The organism is Bacterioplanes sp. CLAM21, from assembly GCF_059641015.1.
This window is the reverse complement of sequence record NZ_CM184929.1, coordinates 3,391,150-3,415,296: the sequence shown is the minus strand read 5'-3', so window position 1 is coordinate 3,415,296 and position 24,147 is coordinate 3,391,150. Positions and strand designations below refer to the sequence as shown.

At 50.8% G+C, this 24,147-nt stretch carries 22 protein-coding genes; 8 read left to right on the top strand and 14 right to left on the bottom strand.

Features of this window, described 5'->3' with window-relative positions; genetic code table 11:
- Nucleotides 1-284: 284 nt before the first annotated feature.
- The 3 genes from AC55FS_RS15675 to AC55FS_RS15665 all read right to left on the bottom strand — a co-directional run bounded on the left by AC55FS_RS15675 (nt 285) and on the right by AC55FS_RS15665 (nt 2,142).
- Nucleotides 285-413: a hypothetical protein gene (locus tag AC55FS_RS15675; RefSeq protein WP_496933201.1), complete on the bottom strand. Its 129-nt coding sequence runs from the start codon at nt 411-413 to the stop codon at nt 285-287.
- Nucleotides 414-749: 336 nt separating this feature from the next.
- On the bottom strand, nt 750-1,511 hold the full coding sequence (locus tag AC55FS_RS15670) for a pseudouridine synthase (protein ID WP_496933200.1): 762 nt from the start codon (nt 1,509-1,511) through the stop codon (nt 750-752).
- 91 nt (nt 1,512-1,602) lie between these two features.
- A complete protein-coding gene (locus AC55FS_RS15665) occupies nt 1,603-2,142 on the bottom strand; it encodes a DinB family protein (RefSeq protein WP_496933199.1) in 540 nt (179 codons plus the stop codon).
- Between the two features lie 205 nt (nt 2,143-2,347).
- Between AC55FS_RS15665 and AC55FS_RS15660 the strand changes: the two genes are divergently transcribed.
- Nucleotides 2,348-5,074 (top strand): TolB family protein, encoded by a 2,727-nt coding sequence (locus AC55FS_RS15660; protein WP_496933198.1) that lies wholly within the window; start codon nt 2,348-2,350, stop codon nt 5,072-5,074.
- Between the two features lie 226 nt (nt 5,075-5,300).
- Here the strand turns inward: AC55FS_RS15660 and AC55FS_RS15655 are convergent, their stop codons facing one another.
- The 3 genes from AC55FS_RS15655 to AC55FS_RS15645 all read right to left on the bottom strand — a co-directional run bounded on the left by AC55FS_RS15655 (nt 5,301) and on the right by AC55FS_RS15645 (nt 7,649).
- Nucleotides 5,301-5,843, bottom strand: a complete 543-nt coding sequence (locus AC55FS_RS15655; RefSeq protein ID WP_496933197.1) for a DUF4214 domain-containing protein — start codon at nt 5,841-5,843, stop codon at nt 5,301-5,303.
- Nucleotides 5,844-6,149: 306 nt separating this feature from the next.
- Nucleotides 6,150-6,692 (bottom strand): DUF4214 domain-containing protein, encoded by a 543-nt coding sequence (locus tag AC55FS_RS15650; RefSeq protein ID WP_496933196.1) that lies wholly within the window; start codon nt 6,690-6,692, stop codon nt 6,150-6,152.
- A gap of 360 nt (nt 6,693-7,052) precedes the next feature.
- Entirely contained in the window at nt 7,053-7,649 is a 597-nt protein-coding gene (locus AC55FS_RS15645) for a DUF924 family protein (RefSeq protein WP_496933195.1), read from the bottom strand.
- Between the two features lie 81 nt (nt 7,650-7,730).
- On the opposite strand from AC55FS_RS15645, the gene AC55FS_RS15640 reads away from it, so the two are divergent.
- Nucleotides 7,731-9,317, top strand: a complete 1,587-nt coding sequence (locus AC55FS_RS15640; RefSeq protein WP_496933194.1) for a cation:proton antiporter domain-containing protein — start codon at nt 7,731-7,733, stop codon at nt 9,315-9,317.
- A 299-nt stretch (nt 9,318-9,616) separates the two neighbouring features.
- Nucleotides 9,617-9,862 carry a hypothetical protein gene (locus AC55FS_RS15635; protein WP_496933193.1) on the top strand — a complete coding sequence of 82 codons (246 nt, stop codon included), beginning with the start codon at nt 9,617-9,619 and terminating at the stop codon, nt 9,860-9,862.
- 60 nt (nt 9,863-9,922) lie between these two features.
- On the opposite strand, the gene AC55FS_RS15630 is transcribed toward AC55FS_RS15635, so the two are convergent.
- Both AC55FS_RS15630 and AC55FS_RS15625 read right to left on the bottom strand, forming a co-directional pair.
- Nucleotides 9,923-10,327 (bottom strand): hypothetical protein, encoded by a 405-nt coding sequence (locus AC55FS_RS15630; RefSeq protein WP_496933192.1) that lies wholly within the window; start codon nt 10,325-10,327, stop codon nt 9,923-9,925.
- Between the two features lie 113 nt (nt 10,328-10,440).
- Complete coding sequence (locus AC55FS_RS15625) at nt 10,441-11,820, bottom strand: PhoH family protein (RefSeq protein WP_496933191.1); 1,380 nt, start codon at nt 11,818-11,820, stop codon at nt 10,441-10,443.
- 493 nt (nt 11,821-12,313) lie between these two features.
- On the opposite strand from AC55FS_RS15625, the gene AC55FS_RS15620 reads away from it, so the two are divergent.
- From AC55FS_RS15620 to AC55FS_RS15610, 3 genes are read left to right on the top strand one after another with little or no spacing between them, the layout of a single operon-like run.
- Nucleotides 12,314-13,339, top strand: coding sequence for a hypothetical protein (locus AC55FS_RS15620; protein ID WP_496933190.1), 1,026 nt, complete (start codon nt 12,314-12,316; stop codon nt 13,337-13,339).
- Nucleotides 13,339-14,328: a putative solute-binding protein gene (locus AC55FS_RS15615; protein WP_496933189.1), complete on the top strand. Its 990-nt coding sequence runs from the start codon at nt 13,339-13,341 to the stop codon at nt 14,326-14,328. Before AC55FS_RS15620 ends, AC55FS_RS15615 begins: the two co-directional genes overlap by 1 nt.
- A gap of 54 nt (nt 14,329-14,382) precedes the next feature.
- Nucleotides 14,383-16,500 (top strand): TRAP transporter large permease subunit, encoded by a 2,118-nt coding sequence (locus AC55FS_RS15610; protein WP_496933188.1) that lies wholly within the window; start codon nt 14,383-14,385, stop codon nt 16,498-16,500.
- Between the two features lie 99 nt (nt 16,501-16,599).
- On the opposite strand, the gene AC55FS_RS15605 is transcribed toward AC55FS_RS15610, so the two are convergent.
- Nucleotides 16,600-17,340, bottom strand: a complete 741-nt coding sequence (locus AC55FS_RS15605; protein WP_496933187.1) for a cyclic di-GMP-binding domain-containing protein, MshE-related — start codon at nt 17,338-17,340, stop codon at nt 16,600-16,602.
- 394 nt (nt 17,341-17,734) lie between these two features.
- Between AC55FS_RS15605 and trxB the strand changes: the two genes are divergently transcribed.
- Nucleotides 17,735-18,694: a thioredoxin-disulfide reductase gene (gene trxB / locus AC55FS_RS15600; RefSeq protein WP_496933186.1), complete on the top strand. Its 960-nt coding sequence runs from the start codon at nt 17,735-17,737 to the stop codon at nt 18,692-18,694.
- A gap of 41 nt (nt 18,695-18,735) precedes the next feature.
- Here trxB and AC55FS_RS15595 read toward each other — a convergent pair whose 3' ends face one another.
- Nucleotides 18,736-19,125: a hypothetical protein gene (locus tag AC55FS_RS15595; RefSeq protein WP_496933184.1), complete on the bottom strand. Its 390-nt coding sequence runs from the start codon at nt 19,123-19,125 to the stop codon at nt 18,736-18,738.
- A 53-nt stretch (nt 19,126-19,178) separates the two neighbouring features.
- On the opposite strand from AC55FS_RS15595, the gene AC55FS_RS15590 reads away from it, so the two are divergent.
- Nucleotides 19,179-19,655, top strand: coding sequence for a winged helix DNA-binding protein (locus AC55FS_RS15590; protein ID WP_496933183.1), 477 nt, complete (start codon nt 19,179-19,181; stop codon nt 19,653-19,655).
- A gap of 14 nt (nt 19,656-19,669) precedes the next feature.
- Here the strand turns inward: AC55FS_RS15590 and AC55FS_RS15585 are convergent, their stop codons facing one another.
- The 4 genes from AC55FS_RS15585 to AC55FS_RS15570 all read right to left on the bottom strand — a co-directional run bounded on the left by AC55FS_RS15585 (nt 19,670) and on the right by AC55FS_RS15570 (nt 23,933).
- On the bottom strand, nt 19,670-20,482 hold the full coding sequence (locus tag AC55FS_RS15585) for a M48 family metallopeptidase (RefSeq protein ID WP_496933182.1): 813 nt from the start codon (nt 20,480-20,482) through the stop codon (nt 19,670-19,672).
- Nucleotides 20,482-20,970, bottom strand: a complete 489-nt coding sequence (locus tag AC55FS_RS15580; RefSeq protein WP_496933181.1) for a YbjQ family protein — start codon at nt 20,968-20,970, stop codon at nt 20,482-20,484. Before AC55FS_RS15580 ends, AC55FS_RS15585 begins: the two co-directional genes overlap by 1 nt.
- On the bottom strand, nt 20,970-21,290 hold the full coding sequence (locus AC55FS_RS15575; protein ID WP_496933180.1) for a YbjQ family protein: 321 nt from the start codon (nt 21,288-21,290) through the stop codon (nt 20,970-20,972). Before AC55FS_RS15575 ends, AC55FS_RS15580 begins: the two co-directional genes overlap by 1 nt.
- A 144-nt stretch (nt 21,291-21,434) precedes the next feature.
- Nucleotides 21,435-23,933 carry an acyl-CoA dehydrogenase gene (locus tag AC55FS_RS15570; protein WP_496933179.1) on the bottom strand — a complete coding sequence of 833 codons (2,499 nt, stop codon included), beginning with the start codon at nt 23,931-23,933 and terminating at the stop codon, nt 21,435-21,437.
- Between the last annotated feature and the right edge of the window lie 214 nt (nt 23,934-24,147).

Sequence of the window (24,147 nt, the reverse complement as noted above, 5' to 3'; positions counted from 1 at the left end):
CATGGTGCGAAGGCAAACGCACAGCGTGTTATAGCGTCGTATGAAATAGCTGATCAATAATCAACCTATTGATTTTTAAGGATTTTTTGTCTGAAAAACAGACAAACTGAGTCTAGGCCAGTGTTTATGCGGGCTAGATCAGGTTTTAAAGAAAACTTGCACAGTTTTATCCACAGAATCGGTGGATTAGTTGCACAACAATGGCGCGCAAGGTGCCGAAAAAAGCCCGCTTTTGAGGCGTAAAAGACTTGACCTTGGCCTCTTTATGCACAAATGGCCTGACGCTATTCAGTTTCCAGCTGTTCTTCTATAAAACCTCTTAATGCTTCTTTGGTGTCTGCTATCTCTTTGAAAAATATAGATTTTCTCAATTGGTTAAAAAACAACCAATCTGTGAAGGGGCCTTGATTCATGGGCATTCGATCCATCTTCCGACAGAATATCCAAAGAATTATCCACAGAATCTGTGGGAAACTGTCAGTTTATTTACACGGGACGTGGAACAGCAGGTAAGTCAAGTTTCAATCTAGGCGTTTTGCGCCTTTTAGAGCGTAAATTTGGCGTTATTCACATGCAATCTATTGTTTAGGCTTGTTATAGAGGGTTAGTACGACACTCCTGATGTACTGCAGAAGCATCTCTAACCCTTTGAATTGGCGAATGATTTAGCCTTCAGTTAAGGCGGTGACAGAATTGTGTGGAAAAACGATGACGAACAATTGGCGTTGGCTGGAAAAGCATGCACCGTGTTATTCACAACTCTCCATAGTTGCAGCCATTAATGTCGCTGCTGGCAGGCTTTGCTGCCAGTTAAAACGGCGAATCAACCCTTGCCAGCACTCATCTAGGGGCGCTTCTAGGACTATGTTCTGCTGGCTGATTGGATGTTGAAAACTTAGCTGCCAGGCATGCAGTAGCAACCTGCCGGCATCGAAATGGTCGCGGAAGTAGCGGCTATGGCGACCTTTACCGTATCTGGCATCACCAATAATTGGGTGGCTTAAGTGCTTTAAATGCCGGCGTATCTGATGTTTGCGTCCGGTGTGGGGCAGAGCTTCAACCAGGGAGTAGCGTGATTGTGGATATTTATCGATAGCAATGGGCAGTTCGATGGTATCCAAGCAGTAAAAGTCGGTGCGGGCTTCTTGTGCCGGTTTAATGCGTTCATGGCGGGCGTACTTGTCCACCGGCGGTACCAAGGCTTTATCCAGCTCAGTCACGGCAGGCATATAGCCACGAACAATGGCTAGATAGTGCTTATTGACGCTCTGTTGGCGCCATTGCTCAACCATAAGGCTGGCAATATCTGACGAGCGGGCAAAGAGCAATACACCTGATGTGGGTTTATCCAGACGATGCACCGGGTATACGCGCTGCCCGAGGTGATTACGTACCAACTGCAGCGCAAACTGAGTTTCGTGGCGATCAATCTCACTACGGTGAACGAGCAAGCCACTGGGCTTGTTGATGGCGATCAGATGATCGTCCTGATAGATAACCTCGACGGACATAGTCATACCGCTAGACAAAAAAGAGGCGACATCATAGCCAAAGTTATGCGCTGGACAAGCCGATGACAAAGGCCTGTGTCCAGAGTGACTGTCAGGCATCAAATAACAGGTAGGTATCTCCGCCGGTTGGGCAGTCTAACATAGACAGTGCGGCAGCGATTTGTCCGCGACAATGGCTATGGTGGTCAAACAGAAACTGCAATACACGATCCAATCCCAGGCTGTTCTCGAGTTCTTTGCCGTAACTGACAATAGCTTTGGCGTCATCCAGGCGTAATAAATCACACCAGCGAATCAGCAGATCATCGAGCTGTTGTCTGGCTGGCTGCAACCTTGCCAGCTCACTGTATGGGTGTTGCTTGGGTAGCAGGTCGACGCCACTATCGCCATTGTCTGCTAGTGTTGGCCAGTCGTGCAGTTCTTCCAATATCGGGTAAACAGGCATCAATCGTCTCAACCAGAGTAAATCGATACAGATAAGGTGGTTCCAGCTGCCAAGTAGAGAGTCAAACGGCAGTTGCAGTGATTTGCTGTGCAGCGGCTGTTCTAATGTCAGACACTGCGCGAGAAATTGTTGATTAATTTGCAGGTTGTGCCGTGCATAGCGACGATGATGATCCGACCAGGGCATGGCAACCTCCAACTTCAGATAGCTACCTATACTCTAGCAGCAACTTAACCTGACCTTGAATCGTTTAGACAAGGGATGGTGTAGCAGACAAATGTGGCGCTTGATCGTATGATCGAGAGCACCTTTATCTTGATTCAGGGATGTCATGCGCCTCTTTCTTTGTTTCTGTTTAGTGCTTATTAGCTGCCATAGCCACGCTCAGTCGGTGGCATGGGATACGGATGGTGAGCAGTGGTTGAGCAGCGGCTCTGAACATTTTGAGGTGCATTATTTATCACGTCATCAAGGTCTGGCTCAGCGGGCATTGACCATTGCAGAACAAGTGCATAGCGAGTTGTTGCCTTTTTTTAATGCCGCTCCAGAGCAACGCACACATATGGTCATTGTTGATGACTATGACTTTTCCAATGGCTGGGCAACACCACTGCCGTTTGCCCAAATACGCCTATTTGCTTCCCCTCCGCAGCAGGTGACGTCGCTCGAGCATAATGACGATTGGCTGCAAAGCCTGATTCGCCACGAATATGTGCATGTATTGCATATGGAGTTAGAGGCAGGCGTGGTCGCCAAAGGACGCGATCTATTTGGTCGTGTGGGTCTTTGGCCTATACCTCCTTTGTCATTCTTTCCCCATGCATTTACGCCATCCATGCTGCTAGAAGGCTTGGCTGTGTATTTGGAAACCCATGAGGAACAGGGCTTTGGTCGGCTGCAAGGCAGTTACTACAGCATGCAGATGCGTGCTGAGGTTATGTCAGGCGAACTGGATGATATGAACTCAGTGATCGTCGCCCAACGTCAGCGGCCAAGTAATCGCGCCTATTTATACGGCGCGTATTTTATTGAGTATCTGGTGGAAACATATGGTGAGCAAGCGGTGCAAAATTATTTGCATGGCTATTCTCGCCAGCTGTTGCAATATTTTTTATTAGATCGAACGTTACGCACCTACTTTGGGCAGCCGTTGCAGGGCATATGGGACGACTTTAAGCCTTGGCTGCAACAGCGCTTTGCCGACGAAATTGAGCAGCTGAAGTCACAGCAAAGCCCGTCTAAACAGTGGCCATTTGCCAGCGATCGTCGCCAGCCTATGGCCAGTGCCGGTGATCGTTTGTGGTATGTCGAAGATAATGGTGAAGATCGACCGGCGGTTATGCTGAGGGAGAATGAGCAAACGCCAAAGTTTATTGCATGGGCAAAAGGCATTCGCCAACTTGCACTGACGGACCAGCAGCAGCTGGCAGCCATTCGTATGCTCAGTTACGCCGACGGTCGTAGCTGGAATGATTTATTTGTACTGCGCGATGGCCAGTGGCAAAGGCTGACCTGGCGCCAGCGTTTGCGTTCTTTGCAATGGCATCGCCAGCAGCAGCGTTGGCTGGCGACGCGAGCGGTGGAGGGTCGCAGTGAGTTGGTGGCTATCGACGTGGACGGTGAGGTTAGTTTGCTATGGCGCGGCAAAGATGGTGATGTGCTAGGTGAGCTGGCCGTCAGTGGGGCAGGCGAGATAGTGGCCGCTTACAAACCTCGTGGCCAGGGTTGGGACTTGGCGAAGTTTATTGGCCATTGGCAACCGCTGACTCACAGTCTGGCAGTAGAAAATAGCCCATCCTTTTTGGCCGATGGACGACTCGTCTTTAGCGCTGATTATGACGGTGTGTTTGACATCTGGGCGTTAAACTTAGCTGAGGATGCGCTGCCACTGGAGCGACTAAGCCAAGTATCGACTGGTGCGTTTGCACCGTTGCAGTGGCGCAAACAAGTGCTGTGGCAACAGTATTCGGCGCAAGGATTTGAGCTGCACTCAGCGCCAATAGAATCCTTGGAAGCCTATTCATTGCAGCAATGGCAGGGCCAGTATGACTACCATTGGATCGAGCCAAAACAGTACGCCAGTGAGCCTTACCAGCCCTGGAGTACCTTACGACCTAGGTATTGGCTGCCATTTTGGTTTATCAATGACGAGCACAGCTATGTTGGTATCACCACCAGTGGCCAGGATGCCCTGGCGCGCCATCGTTACAACGCCCGAATGGCCTTCGATACCAAGCAGCAGCAAGTAGACTGGAGTGCCAGTTATGGGCTGGATAATCGCTGGTTATTGAGCTGGCAGCGTCAGCATCAGCTAGATGACGTTGGCATTGCAGAGCTGACTCGGCGTGAAGATCAGTTGGTATTGGCTCGGCAAAACTTGTTTGCACAAAACGAAGACCAGTGGCGTTGGCATCTGGCGTTAACCCATGAATATGAGCGTTATATCAGTGCAGAGGGACCAGTGCGCATTTTTCGCGGTGGCATTCGTGAAAGTCTGCTAGGGCTGGCGACGACATTTGATAACCGCCAATATTATTTGAATGTTCCCGGCACGGGTTGGGGCAGTTATGGTGCTGCTGTGGTGGAAAGCAATGATGTGATACGCAGTGATTACGACGGTCATCGCTATCAGTTAGAGGGGCGCCATACGTTTGATTTGCCGGGGCGGCAAACGTTAACGGTCGCTGCGCTGGCGGGCTATGCCGATGATGGTGCGCAACCCTTCCGTCTGGGAGGCAGCAGTTTAGTTGCCGAGCAAGCATTGTTCGGCCGAGATGATTTTAGTTTGCGCGGATACGATAGCAACGCCGCCGTTGGGTACAATATTTATCGAACTCAGCTCACTTATGCGCGCTGGTTAGGGCGGCTGGAGCGTAACTGGGATACATGGCCGTTAGGTCTGGCAGACTGGTATGGCAATGTGTTTGTTGAGCAAGGCAGCGCCTGGAATGATGGACAGTCACAGCCGCAACTGACGTCGGTAGGCGCTGAGCTAAGTGCTGAGTTGATTCTGGGTTATCGCTTATTATTGCCGCTAACAACGGGTGCAGCCTACGGGTTTAATGACAACCGAAGTGGTGATCTGCACTGGTATTTGCGTACCTCTTTAGCATTTTAAACTGCCGGCTATATATCGTGTCAGGTGCATTAGGCCTGCGTCTTTCTTCTCTGAGTTTGAGGTGAATCTTGATTTACACGGAGCTTCCTGCAGCCGTAACCCTTTATTGAGGCTTCCCTGGTAATTGAGAGCTTCCCACTCTGCGCCTTCTATTGGGCGAAGTATTGATGCAGAAGCTCTCTTCAGTTCTATCTTTTGAGGTGAGCGGATGAAAGGAGGCTGAGATTTAGGAGCACCATTCGGTTTCAGCCTTTATCTTGAACTCTTGTGATGTCGTTATATGTCGGATAATAGAGGGTTTTCTCCAACCATAACCGTCGTCCATTTGTTCTATGTAATAAACAAATACGCTTTTCTCTGGATTTTTCTGAAACGCACCTCGGTATAGTCTCATGACGAGCTCATCCTCATAGGCGCTTCTTCCTTGTATTAGGGATATCATTGACATCTGATAGTTGAACTCATCTGAATTGGCGAAGCCTGAAACTACTTTTCGAAGTGTTTCTGCACTACATCCATGTGCATCTATGTAGTTAACCCAGTCATTCCAGCCCTGTTCGTCGGGCGATCTTTTTAAGAATTCCTTGTAATAACTTTTAACGAGCGTTCTTTTGTCGGAATAGTCAGTTGCTAGTTTCTTGATGGCTTTGTCATACTTTCTTTCAATCTCAGCTCTCCGTTCTATGGTTTCATTTGAAAAGGCATTGGCTGTGAAAAAAAGTGCAGATAACGCTGTTATTAGTATGGGAGTTTTAATTAATAGTTTCACTGTGATTCCTTGTGATTGTTGCTTATTTCGTTTGGTTTTGGTTTGTTGCCAGTTTTTATGGTGATCTAAGTGGTGCTTGTCTCTTATTGGCTTTATCAGGCATGCGCTATGGCTGTGTTGGGGGCGAGGTTAGGAAGGGGGCGCTGCGTTAAAACAGCTGTTATACCAGTTGCTTCGACAAAGGGGTGATGGGAAAGAAGTTCCTGCCAAAACGCCCTTACTTAAAAGGGCGGTTAAGCAGGAACCAAATCGCCAGCAGGGTAACTTTCTGTGGTATTTGAATTTACTCTGCTGGCTGGTTATGTCTTAAGAACACCACTCGGTTTGAACCTTGGCATTAAATTCATCGGAGTGAATGACACTTTTGATGAACTTGGCTCTGCTCCAGTTGTGTGGGTAGTCAAGTTTCTTCATGTAATAAATAAAGGTGCTTTTGCTAGGTTCTCTATGTAGAGCGCCTTTAAATACTCTCATTACGAGTTCAGAATCATGCGCTTTGATGCCCTTGATGACCTCAATCTCGTCCATTTTTTCTTCGAATTCTGCTGAACGTGTAAATCCTTTCACGACTTTTCTGAAGGTGTCGATATTGCAACCATTGACATGAATGTAGTTGACCCAAGTGTTCCAGCCATCGCCATCAGGTGTGCGTTGCAAGAATTCCTTATAGAATTTCTCGACCAGTACTTTCTTGTCAGAATAATTTGGCTGCGATTGGCTTAAGACCATTTCGTATTGCTTTTCTAGTTCTGCGTTGATTGCAGTATCATCGTTGGCAAAAGAGCTGGTTGCGTGTAAAGCAGCAGAAGAAGCTAGCGCTACAACGGCTAGTTTTTTGAAAAACGTCACTATAAATCCTTATATTTCCTTGTGTTGACAAGGTTATTAAAACACTTTGGGTTTATATATTTCAATTAAAAATCAATAACTTAGACTGATTTTTCGTTAGACGATGGTCTTATTCTTAGTCCTTAATGACTAGATGTGATCACTATTTATTCTTTATTGATCGGGGGATAGCTCAACTTTTAGTCGATGATTGGATGGCAGTCAGGTGTTTCTGTTATTCGACGAGTTCACTAGAGGGTGAGGGAGGATCGGAGGCATTACTGAGCTGGGTAAATTAAAGACTCTGCTGGCAATATGTCCATATCATCTAAGGCGTGTACTTCTGCTGCTGTTAGCTGGCGGGTCAAAGACAGGGCAACATCAAAAACCAGAACCGGGTTGCTGCAAAAAAGCCAATTCTTCGACGCTGGATGGGCGATTCAGCAGGTCGTTGCGGTGTGGGAAACGGCCAAAGCGGTCGATAATATCTTTATGGCGCTGACCAAAGTCGAGAAAGCCCTCTGCCGTGGCGCGAAAGCTGGCGGGTGCATCGTCACACAATTGTTGCAACTTATTCATGCACAGTTGCTGCATAGCATCGCTTTCGGCATGCTCCAGCGGCAAATAATAAAATAGCCGCTGAATGGGGCGTACGGCCTTGTCGTCGCCCTGGCGAATACCTTGCAGCGCCCATTCCAATGACAAGGCATCCTGGGTAAAGGCCATGGCGGTATCACGATACATGTTACGACTGAACTGATCTAACACCAGGATCGCAGCCAAGCGTCCATCAGCACTATCCAGCCATTGACGGTATTCACCGCGCAGCAGTGCTTTGAGTGTGGGCTCAAAGCGCTCGCGAATCAGTTGGTCGGTGGCCGGATTTTTTTGCCACCACAGAGCGGCCTGGCGTTGACTTATCTCATGGTCCGATGCATCAGAGCCAAACCAGAATTCAATTACGTCGTTTTTGTCCATGTTATGTCTGCCGTCGCTGCCAGTGCTGAGATACCATAGCGAGCGTTTAGGCAGTCTGCAATTGGCAAGAGTGGAGTAGCGATGGATTTTTTGTGGATAGTGGTGGCTTTCGGTGGTGGCTTTGCGATGAAGCAAATTGGCATGCCGCCGTTAGTGGGCTTTTTGTTGGCAGGCTTTGGTCTACATGCTTTTGGAGTTGAGCCCGCTGCTAATCTGCAAACCTTGGCTGACTTAGGCATTACCCTAATGCTGTTTACCATCGGCTTAAAACTGGATGTTCGTGCATTGATTCGTCCTGAAGTGTGGGCCACCACGAGCATCAATACCGCGGTATGGACCGTGCTCCTTATTGCCGCGCTGATGTTGGCGGCCTGGCTCGGCGTTAGTCACTATTACGACGTGGCGCTGGGTACCCAAGCGTTAATTGGCTTTGCTCTGAGTTTTTCCTCGACCGTCTGTGTCGTCAAAATGCTGGAAGAATCATCGGAATTAAAGGCCAAGCATGGTCGGTTAGCGCTGGGTATTTTGATTATTCAGGATATCTTAGCGGTGCTGTTTCTGGTGGCATCGACCGGCAAACTTCCATCAGTTTGGGCCCTGGCGTTGCTGCTACTGTGGCTCGCCAGACCTTTATTGAATCGTTTAGTAGCCTCTGCAGGGCATGGTGAGTTGCTGCCGCTGCTCGGTTTTTTCCTGGCATTGGGCGGCTCTGAGCTATTTTATGCCGTCGAGTTAAAAGGCGATTTAGGCGCTTTGGTCATTGGTATGATGTTGGCCCGCCACCCCAAAGGCTCAGAACTGTACAAAGCGCTGATGGGATTTAAAGACCTGTTCCTGATTGGCTTCTTTTTGTCGATAGGATTTACCGCGCTGCCAAGCTTAGATATGGCCATTAGTGCGGCCATGTTGTTATTGGCGCTGGTGGGCAAGTTTGCTTTGTTCTTTTATTTGCTGACACGCTTTTCGGTTTCTGGTCGGGCGTCTTATTTAACCGCGCTGGCCCTCACCAACTACAGCGAGTTTGGCTTAATCGTCGCTCACTTAAGTGTTAAAAACGGCTGGATGTCGGAAGATTGGCTGGTGATCATTGCTTTGGTGATGTCGGTATCTTTTATCCTTAGCAGCTTTTTGTATCGTCGCGCCCACTACATTTATGCCCGTAATAAGAGCGTTATTAATCGTTTTGAACGCCGTGGTGTGCATCCTACCTTTGAGCGGCCGGCGAATGCTGAGATTTTGATTTTAGGTATGGGCCGGGTCGGTAAGGGTGCTTATCAGGCCATTACCCCCGACTATCCTGAACAGGTATGGGGTATTGAGTCGGACAGTGATCGGGTCAATAAGCTCAAAAACGAAGGTATTTGTGTGGCGCTTGGAGATTCTGACGATCTGGAATTTTGGCAGCAGGCATTAAAGCCCAATACCAGTGGTCGACGGGTGAAGCTGGTTATGCTGGCGCTGCCATCTCAAGTCGAAATGCTAAGCACGTTAGAGATGTTAAAACTGGCAGGCTTTGATGGCCGTGTTGCTGCGGTAGCGCGCTATGAAGATGAACGTCAGCAGCTGCTGGCCTTGGGTGTTGATGTTGTCTTTAACTACTACGCAGAAGTTGGTGCAGGCTTTGCCGCTGAAACCCGACCACTGTTGGCGAATGGCCCTCAAGCCTGAGCATCCTAAGCGTTAGCAGCTGTTTACATTAGTGGGCCAATAACCGGCGTAGTTGACTTGCGTGAATAGGCTCGGTGTTGGCTAGCCATGCCAGCACTGGGCGACATCTTTGTTGCTATTGGCTGATTGCCAGTCTAGTCATTTTTGTCTATTTCCAGTGTGATGCCACTTATACCACAGTGCTCTGTCAGCCTTGGAGCATTAGCGGAAGTGGCAATATGGTGGCAAAAGCACTCGCTCTAGTCAGCACGCCTAGGCTACGCTGCGAAAAATACCTGACTGAAGGTCGGAGGTGTACCATGGCTAAAATGGCCTTTCGTTTTACCACTGAGGTAGAAGTTGAGCTTCGTGGCGACAGCTATGAAGAAATATACCTGCAGCTCAAAGACATGATGCGTGGACTGCGGCCGATCAGCAGTCAGTCAAATGTGATGGTCTATCCACCAGAACAGGCAGGCATGTTCTTTCGCATGGAAGGCGAGCGAGAGCTGCATGAAATCCCTATGTTTAAAGGGGATTTTAAGCAGGATATTCTCGAACACTGATTGATATTGGTTGTGACTGTCCAGTTGGGGCTTGCCATGGCCCCAATTGGTAGTAATGTTTTAAAACAGATTTAGCACTAAGGCAGCCGGTTCACAGTGGTTGCGTTCTTTTAAGTCATTTTTCTGCCGAGATTGCTCTGATTTGATCCAGGTATAACTGGATGCAGAGCCTTTGCAGATAGTCAGGCCCAAGACATTATTTTTTGAGCGGACAAACAGGTTCATATTGATCTGGCCACGTGTGCGGGCGCGCAAATGAATCTTTTTGGGTGAAATAGTATAAGAGCGCAGACCATCTTTGGCAGACACGTTCATGGTTTCGCCGGCCGGTGCATTGACGAACTCAGCGTCGTCGCGAATTTCAATGCTGGTCCAGTTAGAGTCGGTCTCGAACTCCAGCTGGTAGATTTTGTCCTCGGCCTGGGCGGTGCCAGCCAGCAGTAACAGAACAGCCAGTGCTCTCATAATCGGCCTTCCCTGCGCGGTTGCAATGGGTGGATGGATGGGTTGAAAAAATGAGCAATGCGGCGTTGCCGCATTGCTCGCTACCAGTTATATAGTCCAGGATTTTTATATCGTCAAAGATGGGTTTCAGCATATTCGGCCAGCGCCGAGCGTGGTGAGCCCTGCAAATGGACCGTGCCACCCTGAGGAAAATGCTTAAACCGTTCGATTAAGTAGGTCAGACCAGAGCTGACCGGATTGAGGTAGGGTGTATCGATTTGCGCCAAATTGCCTAGGCAAACTACCTTACTGCCTTCACCGGCACGGGTGATGATGGTTTTCATCTGGTGTGGCGTTAGATTCTGGCATTCGTCAATAAGAATGAGGCTGTGCTGAAAGCTGCGGCCACGAATATAGTTCAGCGATTTAAACTGCAGTGGCACTTTTTGCAGTATGTAGTCGACACTGCTGTGAGCGTGCTCATCATCCTTGTGCAGTGCTTCCAGGTTGTCGGTGATGGCGCCCAGCCAGGGTTCCATTTTTTCAGCTTCAGTGCCTGGTAAATAGCCAATGTCTTCATCTAAGCCCCGGGTGCTGCGCGTAGCAATAATGCGTCTGAATTGATTAGTGGCGACGGTCATCTCAATGGCGGCGGCCAGGGCCAAGATAGTTTTGCCCGAGCCCGCCTGACCACTTAAGGTCACCAGGTGCACATCGGGGTCGAGCAGCAGATGCAGAGCGATGGCTTGCGCTGTATCACGCGGCTGAAGCCCCCAAGCCGATTGCTGTAGTAATTGCTCCGAGGGCAAGTCCTGCAGCGTGACTTCTTCTTCGCTAATGGCGCTGACACGGCCAATAAAGCCCTTGTCATCGAGAATAAAGCGATTAACGTACAAGTCGTCAGGCAGGTCATCACGCGGAATGCGGTGATAAGTGCCGGTTTCATCGTGAAAGCTTTGTACTTGCTGCTGGCTGTCCCAGAATGAGCCTTCGTAGCTGTGATAGCCGGTTTCCAGCAGGGAGACGTCTGATACCAGCTGATCGTTTTGATAATCCTGAGCACCGAGGCCGCAACCACGGGCTTTAAGCCGCATATTGATGTCTTTGGTAATCAAGATAACGTCACGTCGTGGATACTTCTCTTGCAACGTCACCAAGCTATTGATGATCTTGTTGTCGTTCAGATCGTGGGGTAATGCCCGTTTAGGGTGATCGAAGTTATCCAATAAAATAGAGAAATGGCCATGCAGGCTGTCGTCGGCGCGGCGAATCGGCACGCCTTTGGCGATTTCAGTGGGGCTAGCATCGCCAATAATACGATCAATCTGGCGAATGGCTTCGCGGCAATCCGTGGCAATAGATGCTTTACCCATTTTCAGCTTATCCAGTTCCTCCAGCACCGTCATCGGAATCACCACTTGGTGTTCCTCGAAGTTCAGTATTGCCACCGGATCGTGGATCAATACGTTGGTGTCCAGAACATACAGCTTGGTGTCGGACTTGCGTGCTGCCATAGTTGCAGTCTCCTGTGCATCCAGAGCGAGGGTATGGGGAATAGAGGCAAGGTCTGTGCCTGTGCCAGAGGGCAGTCATATGTGCAGGCGTTAGTGCGAGGTTGGGCAGAGAGCGAAAGCGCCACCCAAGGAAGTGAGCATGAAACCGGGCAGGATGGTTTCGGATCGTCAATGACCTCTCCTGTTATCTTGGCACCGGTTGGTCGGTACCCAATTATGCCTCTGAACCCATCATGCAGACTTGTTTGGCACTTGCCAAGCGTTAGGTTTCATGAACATAAGTTCATTATCGGGTGCTGTCTTTGGCGCTTGTTAACCTGTTGTGGGCTAAGCATTGGCCGTAACGTCAGTGGGTTAGGTTAGCCAGGCCAATGTGACTGGCATTGTCAGCACTAGACTGGCAAGGTAGCAACAGCGCCGCTGCTTATTACCTGCTAGCTAGATGAGCGCGGCCATCACAATAACAATAATCACGCTCACCTCTGGAGGCTCTATGTCTTCTTATGTTGCATCGTTGGCTCGGCTCAGTGCCGCAGCCTTAACGGCTATGTTGATGTCAGGCTGCAGTACTGTGTATCAAACCACGGGTTGGTTTGCCTACGATTACACCGAAAGTTATGCCATTCCCTTTACCATGCGCAGCGACGATCCAAACATGGTGTGCGATCAGTCACAGGCTCTGGCTGAGACCTTGTTATCTTTCTCCGACGTCACTTACGAAGCCCACTTACCGGCCATTTCTTTGTACATGATGTCGGGTAATTGCGCTGAGGCCGATGCCCATGAACACGCTTTGGCTTATCAGCGGGCATTTAATGCTCAGCAGAGCGCGCTGGCCAAAGATGCCCGAATTCTGGAAAAACGTGGTTATGCTCTGGCAGCCAAACGCCAGTTTAAAGCCTACCAGCATATGGTGGCCGAGTTTGGTGCGCCGGGCGCAGACTGCCCTGAACTGAGCGACGACGAAGAGCTGTATTGGGTGCTGGGATTATTGGCTGGCGTGCAAGCGGTGATGAGCGACCTGCGTGCCGAAGGCAGCGTTATGGTGCCAAAAGATATTGCTATGAAGTCGGTGCGCGGTATGCAGTGTGTCGATAATCAGCGCTGGTGGGGTTTGCCGCAGGCCGTGCAAGCCTCGGTGTGGGTGATGTTGCCGGATAATGCCCCGGATGGCGTAGATCCTTGGCAGCAATTAAAGCAGGCCAGCGTTCTGGCGGCTGACGCTGGAGTACGTATGGCGCACGCGGTTGAGGTCACCATTGCCGACAGTCGCGGTGAGCAAACACGCTTGCGCGAAGCGATTCAGCGTCATGCTCAATCGCTTAAACAACAGCCGGCTAACCCGCAATACCAGCTTATGGATATCATGGCGCAACGGCAGATCTTGGCAGTATCGGACCGGCTTTGGACCGAGGCTACCGGTTCTCGCACGCCTTTTGCGCAGCTCGGCACTTTTTGGGATGAACAACCTAGCATCTCTACCGACTTCGATATTGACGAGCTGTTGGGGGCGGAATAATGCGAGGATTATTACTGTGGTTGTGCATCTGCTGCAGCCCGGCGTTGGCTGAACTGCCGCAACGGGTATTGTGTGTATTTGATCCTTTGGGAGCACAAGGTGGTTTGTTTGGCCTGGCCAAAGACTATCGCACCCAGGCCCTCGACTGGGGTGTAGATTTACAGCTGCGCGCTTACAGCGACGAAAAAATTGCCTCAGATGATTTTAAAGCAGGTCAGTGTGATGCGGTGGTCTTAACCGGCGCTCGGGCGCGCCCATTTAATCGTTTTACCGCCAGCGTCGAAGCGATTGGTGCGGTACCGTCAGAGCAGGTGATGCAGCAGCTGGTGCAATTGGTGTCTAGCCCAAAAGCGGCAAAATATATGGTCGAAGGTCGTTATGAAGTAATGGGTATTCTGCCCGCCGGGCCTATTTATCTATTTGTTCGTGATCGTCAGCTGGATTCCGTCGAAGCGCTGTCAGGCAAACGTATCGCCACCATTGATTATGATCAGCCATCTAAGCGTCTGGTCAATCATGTGGGGGCCTCAGTGGTGCCAGCCAACTCGGCTAATTTCTCCGGTATGTTTAATAACGGCAATGTCGATGCCGCCTACGCACCGGCTTTAGCGTATAAACCGTTGGAGCTGTACAAGGGTTTAGGGGATAAAGGCGGTATTATTCGCTTTAATTTGGCCTATCTGGATTTTCAGCTAGTGGCCCACAAAGAGCGTTTTCCTGCAGGCTTCGGTGATCAGTCTAGGCGCTCCCTTGCTGCCCAATTTGACCGAGTCGCACGTACCATTGCTGCTGATACCGCAGCCATTGATGAACATTATTGGATCGATTTAAGTGCTGAGGCAGAGCAAGAATATCAAACCATGTTACGCCAGATACGCATGCAGCTTCGTGATGAAGGGGTGTACCACGCTAGCATGCTAACGCTGATGAGGAAACTGCGTTGTAGGCAACAGCCTGCTGCCGCTGAGTGTGTCGATAAGCTCGAATAAGCGCACAGAAAATAACAATAACAAGGCGCACTGTTAGCGTCAGAGGTAGTTCAGATGGAACAGGCAGCACGTTTTGCTAATCGCAGTGCCTATGAGTGGCTGGCGGCCTTGCCGGCATTTTTGGTACTGGTATTGGTTGTGGTTATTAACACCAGTCATACCTTTCATGCTCAGCTATTAACACTGGGAGAAAATACCTGGGATGGCTATTTTAAACTGCGCCACGATCCACAGCAGCCGTCCTGCAATGGCAATATAGATATTGACGCTAGGCTGCAGCAGTTAATTGCAGAAAGCCAGCAGTCGGACGACGAGTGGGATTTGCTCGCCGCCGACCCCGTGGATCCTCAGGTTATGCGCCAATCGCTGTTGGCGGCACAAAGTCAGTGCCAAGCTCGGCATCAAGAGTATGAGCACATACAGCAGCGCATCACTCCAGCGGTGCAGGCATTTCGCACATTAGAGCTAGCCGTTGCCAGCTTTGGCGAGTTAGGCATGCAAGCTCAGAGAATTATGCTGGCGGTGTTGGTATTGATATGCGGTTTAACGGCGGTGTTTCGGCGTCATCATATTGCGCTGCGGCCAATGGAAACCGTGATGGATTATCGTGTTGCCGCAGCAGCACAGTTAGTGTCCAGCAGTATTTTGTTTTATTCCGTTTATAGTTTTCGCGACGTGGCGTTAGGGGCGGGTGTCGCCGTTAGCCAAGAGCATTTGATATTGCATCATCTTTGGATATACGGCTTTGCTTTTATTTTGCTACTCAGTCTGTATCAATTTCTATTTATCCCTAGCGATGCCAAACAAGGCGGTAGTTTTTTAAAAGCGCAGCTATCGATACCTTTGTATTCCACTATGTGCATGATTTCGGGCGGCTACTTCATTGTTAGTGGGCACAGTGCCGGTATTGGTATTTATTTAAACCAGATGATGGAGCTGTCGCAGCTGTTTTTAAATGTCGGTTTGTACGTTTGGATTGGTATGTTATTCAAACGTACCAGGCTGGCACAGCGCGTATTTGACGTTTTTAAAGTATTTAATCTGCCAGCAGAGATGTTGGCTGTGGCCGTGGTGGCCTTGGCGGCTATTCCAACGGCTTACACCGGGGCGTCAGGCATCTTTGTCATTGCCGTGGGTGGTTTGATTTATTCTGAGTTACGTCGTGCTGGCGCTCGCCGTCAGTTGGCATTGGCGGCAACTGCCATGTCGGGCTCTATGGGAGTGGTATTACGCCCGTGTTTGTTGGTGGTGATTATTGCTGCTCTTAATAATGAAGTGACCACAGACCAGCTGTTTGGTTGGGGCGTAAAGGTCTTTTTTCTCACCGCCACGCTATTTGCCGCGCTAGCCATGCTGACACGGCAGGATAAAACGCCGTTGCAGCTGCCAGATGATGTTGGGCAACGGCTGCAAAGCGCACTTAAGCCGTTAATTCCTTACGCCATCTTGATAGCCGTAGTATTGCTGGCGTACGCCATATTATTGGATGCCTATTTGGATGAATTTTCAGCACCCATTATTTTACCGGTGCTATTGCTGTCGATACTGGCGTTTGAGCGCATCAGTGAAGAGCGTGCTGTGCTTAGGCGAGAAAATCTCAATATTCAGTTTATCGAGCAAAGAGCCGAAGCATCTTGGCAGGGCTTATGTGAGGGGCGCGATTCGTTAGAGAAAAAACTGCGTGAGGCGACGACGGAAACCACTGGCCATATTGGTGCCTTGTTAATGCTGATGGGGTTATCTGTCAGTATTGGTGGTGTCGTTGAGCGCGCCGAGCTGATGGCTTTAGTGCCTGCCAGTTTCGATTCAGTGTGGCTGGCAATGGCGTTAATGGTCGCGCTGTTGGTGTTTATTGGCATGGTTATCGACCCTTATGGCGCGGTGATTCTGGTCAGCGCAACCATTGCCAGCATTGCTTACGACAGTGGCATTCATCCGGTGCATTTTTGGATGGTCACTTTAGTTGCATTTGAGCTGGGCTATTTAACCCCGCCGGTGGCGCTCAACCATTTGTTAACTAGGCAAGTGGTGGGTGAAGAAGAAGTGCGACTGGCCAGTCTTGAAGGGCATAACTTCTGGTATCGACATGAAAAGATTTTATTGCCACTGACGACGATGGCCATTGCTTTAGCCTTGGTGGCGTTTGTTCCCCTGGCCTTAGGATATGGCTAATAAACACCATGGCAGCGGCCCGCTGATATCAGTGCGCCTTAAGGTGGTCGCAACTGTCGCTGCGTGGGTCGATTGCCAGACCAGTAAGGGCCGTGGGCCTTAAGGACGAACGCTGATATTGACTGTGGTACCGGCACCAAAGGATATATTGCGAATGGTCACATCGCCCATATGGGCCTGGCTCATACCTTGTACCCGCACATTTCTAAAAGCGATTTGATCGATCTGAGTGGGCAGTTTGACCTGCAATGAACCATCGCTATTGATCACAGTGCGAGGGCCGTCGTCATAATGCACACCGCTGATTTCCATCTCGGCATCAAGCAGATTGGATATCGGCAGTGACGTATTGAGCAGCGTTTCTAACGTGGTGCTGGCAATATCTTCATCACTGGCATTGGGATCTGCGGCTAGGTCTTGCAAGTGATCTAGGTTGGCAAGAATGTCGGTGGCAGCTTGTGCCGACACGGCACCCATCTCGGCATCGGACAACGCTTGCATACTGGCACCCGATTTCAGTGCCGGCGGCTCTACCTGCTGCTCAGCGATACTGCTGCCATCTTCAATGGCGGCATTGGCGCTGCTGATAAAGGGCTGGAAGGGGCCTAACAGCATGGCCGAGATGGCGGCGACCAAACGATAGTTCGACTGTTTACGCAGTGCCCGCTGCAGTTGACGCTCAGTTAACACACCTTGTGCTACTAGAATTTCGCCCAGACGAGTGCCACTGCTGGCTTGTTGCTGCAGCGCCTGGTCCAGCTGCGGCCTGCTGATCAAGCCTTTGTGCAGCAGCAGAGTACCTAATCGTGACTTCTGCTCAATCTGTTGACGCTTGTGCATGTGCTTACCCTTTGTCGTGGCTTATTGTTATGGGTGTCTGGATCAGACTGTTGCCAAGAACGGACACGGAACAAAGATGGTGCCGTATCTGACCAGTAGCGACAATGTCGATCTTCTGTCGCTATTGCTTGGCTTCTTGCCTATGACTTCTAAGTCGTTGTTTCATATAAAGAAATTGGATGAATTTCGACTGCTGTTGGAGACTCTGAAGCTGTTTGAGTTTAGCAGTAGGTGTTCAATTAGCTGCACTGACTGGCGTGATAGGTAACCTTGATAGACAGATAAGTAATATTCATTTAACACTCCCGAGCATTTGGCGATAAGCTAGCGCCTTTATCTGAAAACGCCGACAACGACATGGTGTCATTGTCAGGCCGAGATTGTGGAGATACTCATGAGCGAACCTCGTCACGTTAAACTTTTGATTCTGGGCTCTGGCCCAGCGGGCTACACCGCGGCAGTGTATGCGGCGCGTGCCAACCTCAATCCAGTCATGGTGACAGGCTTGCAGATGGGTGGTCAGCTGACCACCACCACCGACGTTGATAACTGGCCAGGTGACGCCGATGGCGTGCAGGGTCCCGAGCTGATGGAGCGTATGAAAGCGCATGCTGAACGCTTTGATACCGAAGTGATTATTGACCACATCAATAGTGTGAATCTGCAGCAGCGTCCCTTCCATCTGAAAGGTGACAGTGCCGAATACACTTGTGATGCATTGATTATTGCCACTGGTGCCAGCGCCAAATATTTGGGTCTGGACAGTGAAGAAGCCTTTAAAGGCAAGGGTGTTTCGGCCTGTGCGACGTGTGATGGTTTCTTCTATCGCAACAAGCGTGTGGCAGTTATTGGTGGCGGTAACACCGCCGTTGAAGAAGCGCTGTATCTGGCCAACATCGCCAAAGAAGTGGTGGTGGTGCACCGTCGCGATAGCTTCCGCAGCGAAAAAATCCTGGCGGATAAGCTGCTCGACAAAGCAGCTAACGGCAACGTGACCATTAAGTGGAACAACGAGCTGGACGAAGTGCTGGGTGACGACATGGGTGTGACCGGCATGCGCATCAAAAACCGCGAGACGGGCGAGACCGAAGAGATCGAGCTGGAAGGTATCTTTGTTGCCATTGGTCACCACCCCAATACCAGCATCTTTGAAGGTCAGCTGGAGATGGAAAATGGCTACATCAAGGTACAAAGCGGCTTGGAAGGCAATGCCACGCAAACCAGTGTGCCAGGCGTTTATGCCGCTGGCGATGTGATGGACCACATTTATCGCCAAGCCATTACGTCGGCTGGTACTGGCTGTATGGCGGCGCTGGATGCCGAGCGTTTCTTAGACGATGTAAAACCTGCCTAAGGTGATTGGCAGAGCCGTTTACGGCTCTGCCTTAGGGCCTGTTAACAGGCCCTCGCAATCTGGCTGTTGTTTTTCCACTGCTGCCATCCTAGCCAAGCTACCCAAACTGCGATCAGCAGTGAGACTGAAATCCCTGCTGCGGTACTGATCCAAAAACCAGTGATGATCAGAGCCAGCGTCATCAGTACCCAAGCTAAATCCCCCAAACTAAAAAATACCACCAAGGCCTTTGGCACAGTGGCCAGCATTGACGCCGATATCAGCAAAGCTCCGTTGGCGAGCAACAGCCCCCCAAGCAGACTGAGCAGCCATGTTGGTGCACCGTCGTTAGCCAAAAACTGCGCCACAGCAGCCGGTATGGTGACCAGCAGTGCCCCAAACAGAATGCAGCTAGCAGCATTGAGTCGCAATGCAAGTTTTAGGTTCAGCATAAAACCTCCGCTATGTATACTTGGTTGACATACAATGGGTTGAAAGTGCTTTTATGTCAACAAGGTTTACACGATCTGGCGTAGCCATGGTGGATTCCCAGCTACTATTGCTGGCGCAAGCCAGTCAGCGCTTGCAGGAGGCAGTCGCACACTACCTTAGCGAACAGTTATCGCTGTTGGGTTATAGCGATATCAGTCCGGTGTTGCTGGGGTTTTTAGGGCAATTGGATTGCGGTATTAATCATGCGTCGGACATTGCCAGGCAGATGCGAGTATCGCGACAGATGGTGGCAAAATATGTGCGTGAGCTGTGCCAGCTGGGCTACCTACGTCAGGAGCAGGGCCATGGTAAGCAAAAAAATATTCTCTTCACTATCCGTGGTGAGCAACTGATGGCCGAGGCACGCCAGTTACTGGCTACCGCAGATAGCCAGCTGCTGCAAAGCAGAGATGCATCGCAACTCGCCCAAATCACACAGCAGTTAACCAACTTGGCAGAGGCGATGGCCCCGCACGGCAAGACCGAATGAGAGTGTTTGCCGCGTTAGGGCTGAGCGATCTGTGTGAGTGCAGGAGGCAGGGGCGTCAGCTTGCCAGACTCAATGCTCGCCTGAATGTTGCTGATCCGCTCACTGGTGAGTGGGTGGGTCTGCAGGAACTGCTGCCAGTGGCTTTCATCTTGCTCTAACACATGCTGAAAGAACTCATCAGCGCCCTGACTATGACCATAAGTGGCCTGCAGTCGTTGCAGGGCATAGGCATCAGCGCTGCGTTCCATATCGCGGCTAAAAGCCAATAGGGTCAGCATTGACGAGTGCTGGCCGACCAAACCACCGACATCTGCGCCACCAGCGAGTCCAAACAGCACGCTAAACGACAGTTGCTCGAGCAACAGAATCATCGGATGACGTTGCTGCACGTGGGCATATTCATGGGCCAGCACCATGGCCAGGCCATTTTCCGACTGTACTGCCTCGATCAGCCCGCGGGTAACAAAGATATGGCCGCCTAAGGTGGCAAAGGCATTGGGCGTGCTTTCATCGGCCAAATAATGCACTTGCACCGGCAAACTCGTCTCTGGACCGAGCAGTTTATCCAGCAGCTGCTGCAGTTGAACTTCTACCCTGTGTTGCTCGCTGGAGGATTGCACCAAGGCTTGCGGTGCAAACCAGCCGCTTTCCCAGGAAAAGGGAACCTTGGGAGCCAGCCAGGAAGCGCTGGAGGCCAACATCCAGGTCAGCATGACCATGACGAATGCAACGCCCAGCAGCAGGATCATAAAATCCTTCAGCGGGTGTTCATGGGCGTTGTTGATGTGATCCGGCAGTTGCGGATTTTCTTTCGGTTGCTGCGACATCAGACGCTCTGGCTGGCCTTGGCAATGCGTTGCTCGCGCATCTCTGCTGTTGGAATCAGCGCGGTTCCATATGCCAGTACTTCTACGGAACCGAGGGATTTGCCAGCATTTTGGCCGATGCGTGAGGTTTCAAACTTTAAATTGTAAATGGCATCTGCGCCTATGTTTTTGGCATCTTCTTGCATGCGCAATATTGCTTCTCGCCGGGCTCTATCTAACAAGCTTTCGTAGGCACCGACTCGACCACCAAATAAACTTCTTAACGCGGCTGCAACGGTTTTGAAATAGTCCACCGAAATCACCACGCTGCCAGTGACTAAGGTGCTTTTATGGCGGGCATATTCGATGGGTGGCATGCGCTCTGGCATCACTAATAAGCGCCGGTAAGCCTGTTCGCGACGGCGAATGCTTTTATAGTGGCGTGACTCTGCCATGCGACCAAAAAAGAACCCCAGCGCCAGTAGCACCAGGAAGATGATGAGATCCATTAGCGATCCTCCACCACCACCGCTGTGCCGTAAACAAAAATCTCAGATGCGCCAGCGGCGATCGATGAGGTGGAAAAGCGCACGTTGATCACAGCATTGGCGCCCAGCACTTTGGCCTGCTGACACAAGCGTTCGACCGCTTCGTCACGCGATTCACTCAGCAGCTCGGTGTAGCCTTTTAGCTCGCCGCCAAAGATGTTTTTTAGTCCAGCCATAATATCTCGGCCGGCATGTTTAGCGCGTACGGTACTGCCTTGCACCAGCCCTAGGTGTTGAACGATTTTTTTGCCGGGTACCACTTCCATATTGCTGATCAACATGGGTTTTTCTCCATAATTCTTAGGACTTCAACATACCAGCGCAGGATGCTCTGGCCAATAGTCCAGGTCACAAAACAGACCATCTGAGCAGGCATAAAAAAGCCCCCTCAGGCATGGCCAGAGAGGGCTTTTGCAGGGCACCGATTAGTCTTCGGTTACTGCTTCGCCAGCATCGGCTTTAGGCTTGCGCCGGCTGGTCTTTTTGGCGGGGGCGTCGTGTTTGACGGCAACTGGGCCAAAATGCTCGAGCGGGAAGTCGTCGACATTGATCATATCGAGCACATCCTTTTCAAACGCCAGCATAAAGTCGGCTTCTTCCTGGCTCAATACGCCCAAGGCAACGCCGTCGTGAATGCGGCCTTCAATGGTGAGGTTGGATTCGTCGTATTTACCGGCTTTTAAAGCATCACCAATCTTTTTGTAGATAGGTTCTGCCTGATCGGCACGAGCCAATAGCGAATCGTATTTGGCCAATGGGTTTTTGCCGTTATCACCACGGTAAATGCCTTCGATCAGGCGCTCACGGGTGTCCGTTGCGGCAATGGTCAGGTCAACCACTTTGCCAATTACGCGATCCGATGGCTGCTGCGCACGACGGCCTAACGGCAAGGTCAGCAACTTCAGTGCCCAGCCAACCGGGCGCATCGGCAGGTTCTTGGCAACGCCATCTTGCGCCGCTTCGAATTCCGAGAACAGCTTGGCCATGGCGTATTCCACCAGTACCAGATCATCACGATTACGGCCTTGGTCTTCCCAATGCTTCAGCGTCAATGAGGCGAGATACAGCTTCGACAGCATGTCGGCCAAACGCGCTGAAATCAGCTCGCGGAACTTAAGCTCACCACCGAGTGAGAACATGCACAGATCGACGGTCAGGGCAAAGTTGGCCGCATAGCGGTTGATTTGCTGATAGTACTTTCTGGTTGGGCCAGACGCCGGCACCGAAGTAAAGGCAGCATTGCTCAGACTCAGCAGCAGTGAACGCGACAGGTTAGTGAAGATAAAGCCAAAGTGAGAGAACAGCGCTTTGTCAAAGGCTTGCAGGTCGTTGTCGGCCGCGGCTTCCATTTCTGGCAATACATACGGATGACAGCGAATAGCGCCCTGACCAAAGGTGATCATAGAGCGGGTTAGGATATTGGCGCCTTCCACGGTAATGGCCACGGGTACCGACGAATAACCACTTTCGATGTAGTTACCTGGGCCTCGAATAACGGCCTTGCCGCCATGGATGTCCATGCTGTCGAGGGCCATTTCACGCGCCGCTTCGGTCAGGTTGTATTTCAAAATGGCCGATGGCACCGACGGCTTTTCACCCTGGTCGATGGCAATGGCAGTAATGCGCGATGCCGCCGCTGAAATATAGGCGTTACCGGCGATGCGGGCGAGGGAGTCTTGCACGCCTTCAAGCTTGGCAATAGGCACACCAAATTGACGACGCACGCGGGCGTATGCACCAGCTGCAGCAATGCCGTATTTGCCGCCACCAGCACCCGACGATGGCAAGGTAATACAGCGACCGACCGACAAGCACTCAACCAGCATACGCCAGCCTTTACCAGCGCTGTCAGCACCACCAATAATAAAGTCGAGAGGAATAAAGACATCTTTACCGATAATCGGGCCGTTCATAAACGGAGAGCCAATGGGCAGATGACGGTTGCCGATCTCCATGCCTTTCAGCTGGCGTGGCAATAAGGCAACGGTAATGCCGATGTCATAGTCATCACCGATCAACTTGTCTGGGTCAAACATGCGAAAGGCCAGGCCTACCACAGTCGCCACGGGAGCCAAGGTGATGTAACGCTTGGAGAAGTTGAGCTTAATGCCCACCACTTCTTTGCCTTCCCACTCACCTTTGCAGACCACACCGGTATCTGGCAGAGAAGTGGCATCTGAGCCCGCGCGTGGGCCGGTCAGACCAAAACATGGAATTTCGCGGCCATCGGCCAAGCGCGGCAGGTAATGGTCTTTTTGCTCTTGAGTACCGTACTTCAGCAATAACTCGCCTGGGCCTAACGAATTTGGCACGCCAACGGTTGAAAACACGGCGCTGGATAGGCCGGAGATTTTCTGCAACACCGCTGCTTGTGCTTGGGCGGAGAAGCCCAAACCGCCATATTCTTTCGGAATGATCATGGCAAAGAAGCGTTCATTTCTAATGTAATCCCACACTTCTTTTGACATATCGCCGTTGTTGCTGATTTCCCACTCATCCACCATGGAGCACAGGGTCTCAACCTGATTGTCGAGGAAAGCCTGCTCCTCAGGTGCCAGGGTTGGGTTGGGGTGGTTAATCAGCTTTTGCCAATCGGGCTTGCCAGAAAACAGCTCGCCATCCCACCAAACCGTGCCTGCTTCCAGCGCAGTTTTTTCGGTGTCCGACATTTGCGGCAGCAATTTTTTATAAATCGCAAAAATAGGACGGGTAATGGTATTGGCGCGAAATGCCTCCAGGCTCAGTACTGCAAAGCCCGCTGCCAGCACCACACTCAGCAGTTTAATCAGGCCAGCGGCGCCGCCAATAAAGCTCAGCACAGTAAAGACGGCCATCCCTATGGCCGCAGTTTTTAACCCACTGCGTTTGTAGGCCAGCCCCAGTAGGGTGCCTAGCAACAGCAGAATCCAGATACCGGTCGACATAGGTGAGTACCTCAATTGCGTATGAATGTTATTAGTCCGGTCAGTGAGGTCGATGTTCACTCACGGACATCACTGAGTGTGAATTGTAAACGGGCGTTTGAAATTGGCGCAAATGCCATCTTCGTGGGTCATTCCATGCATTGAATCGCTTTGGGAAAGGGCGGGGCTATCAAGCGGTGGATTGCTGAGAAACTTTCACTGCTATTGAGGATTG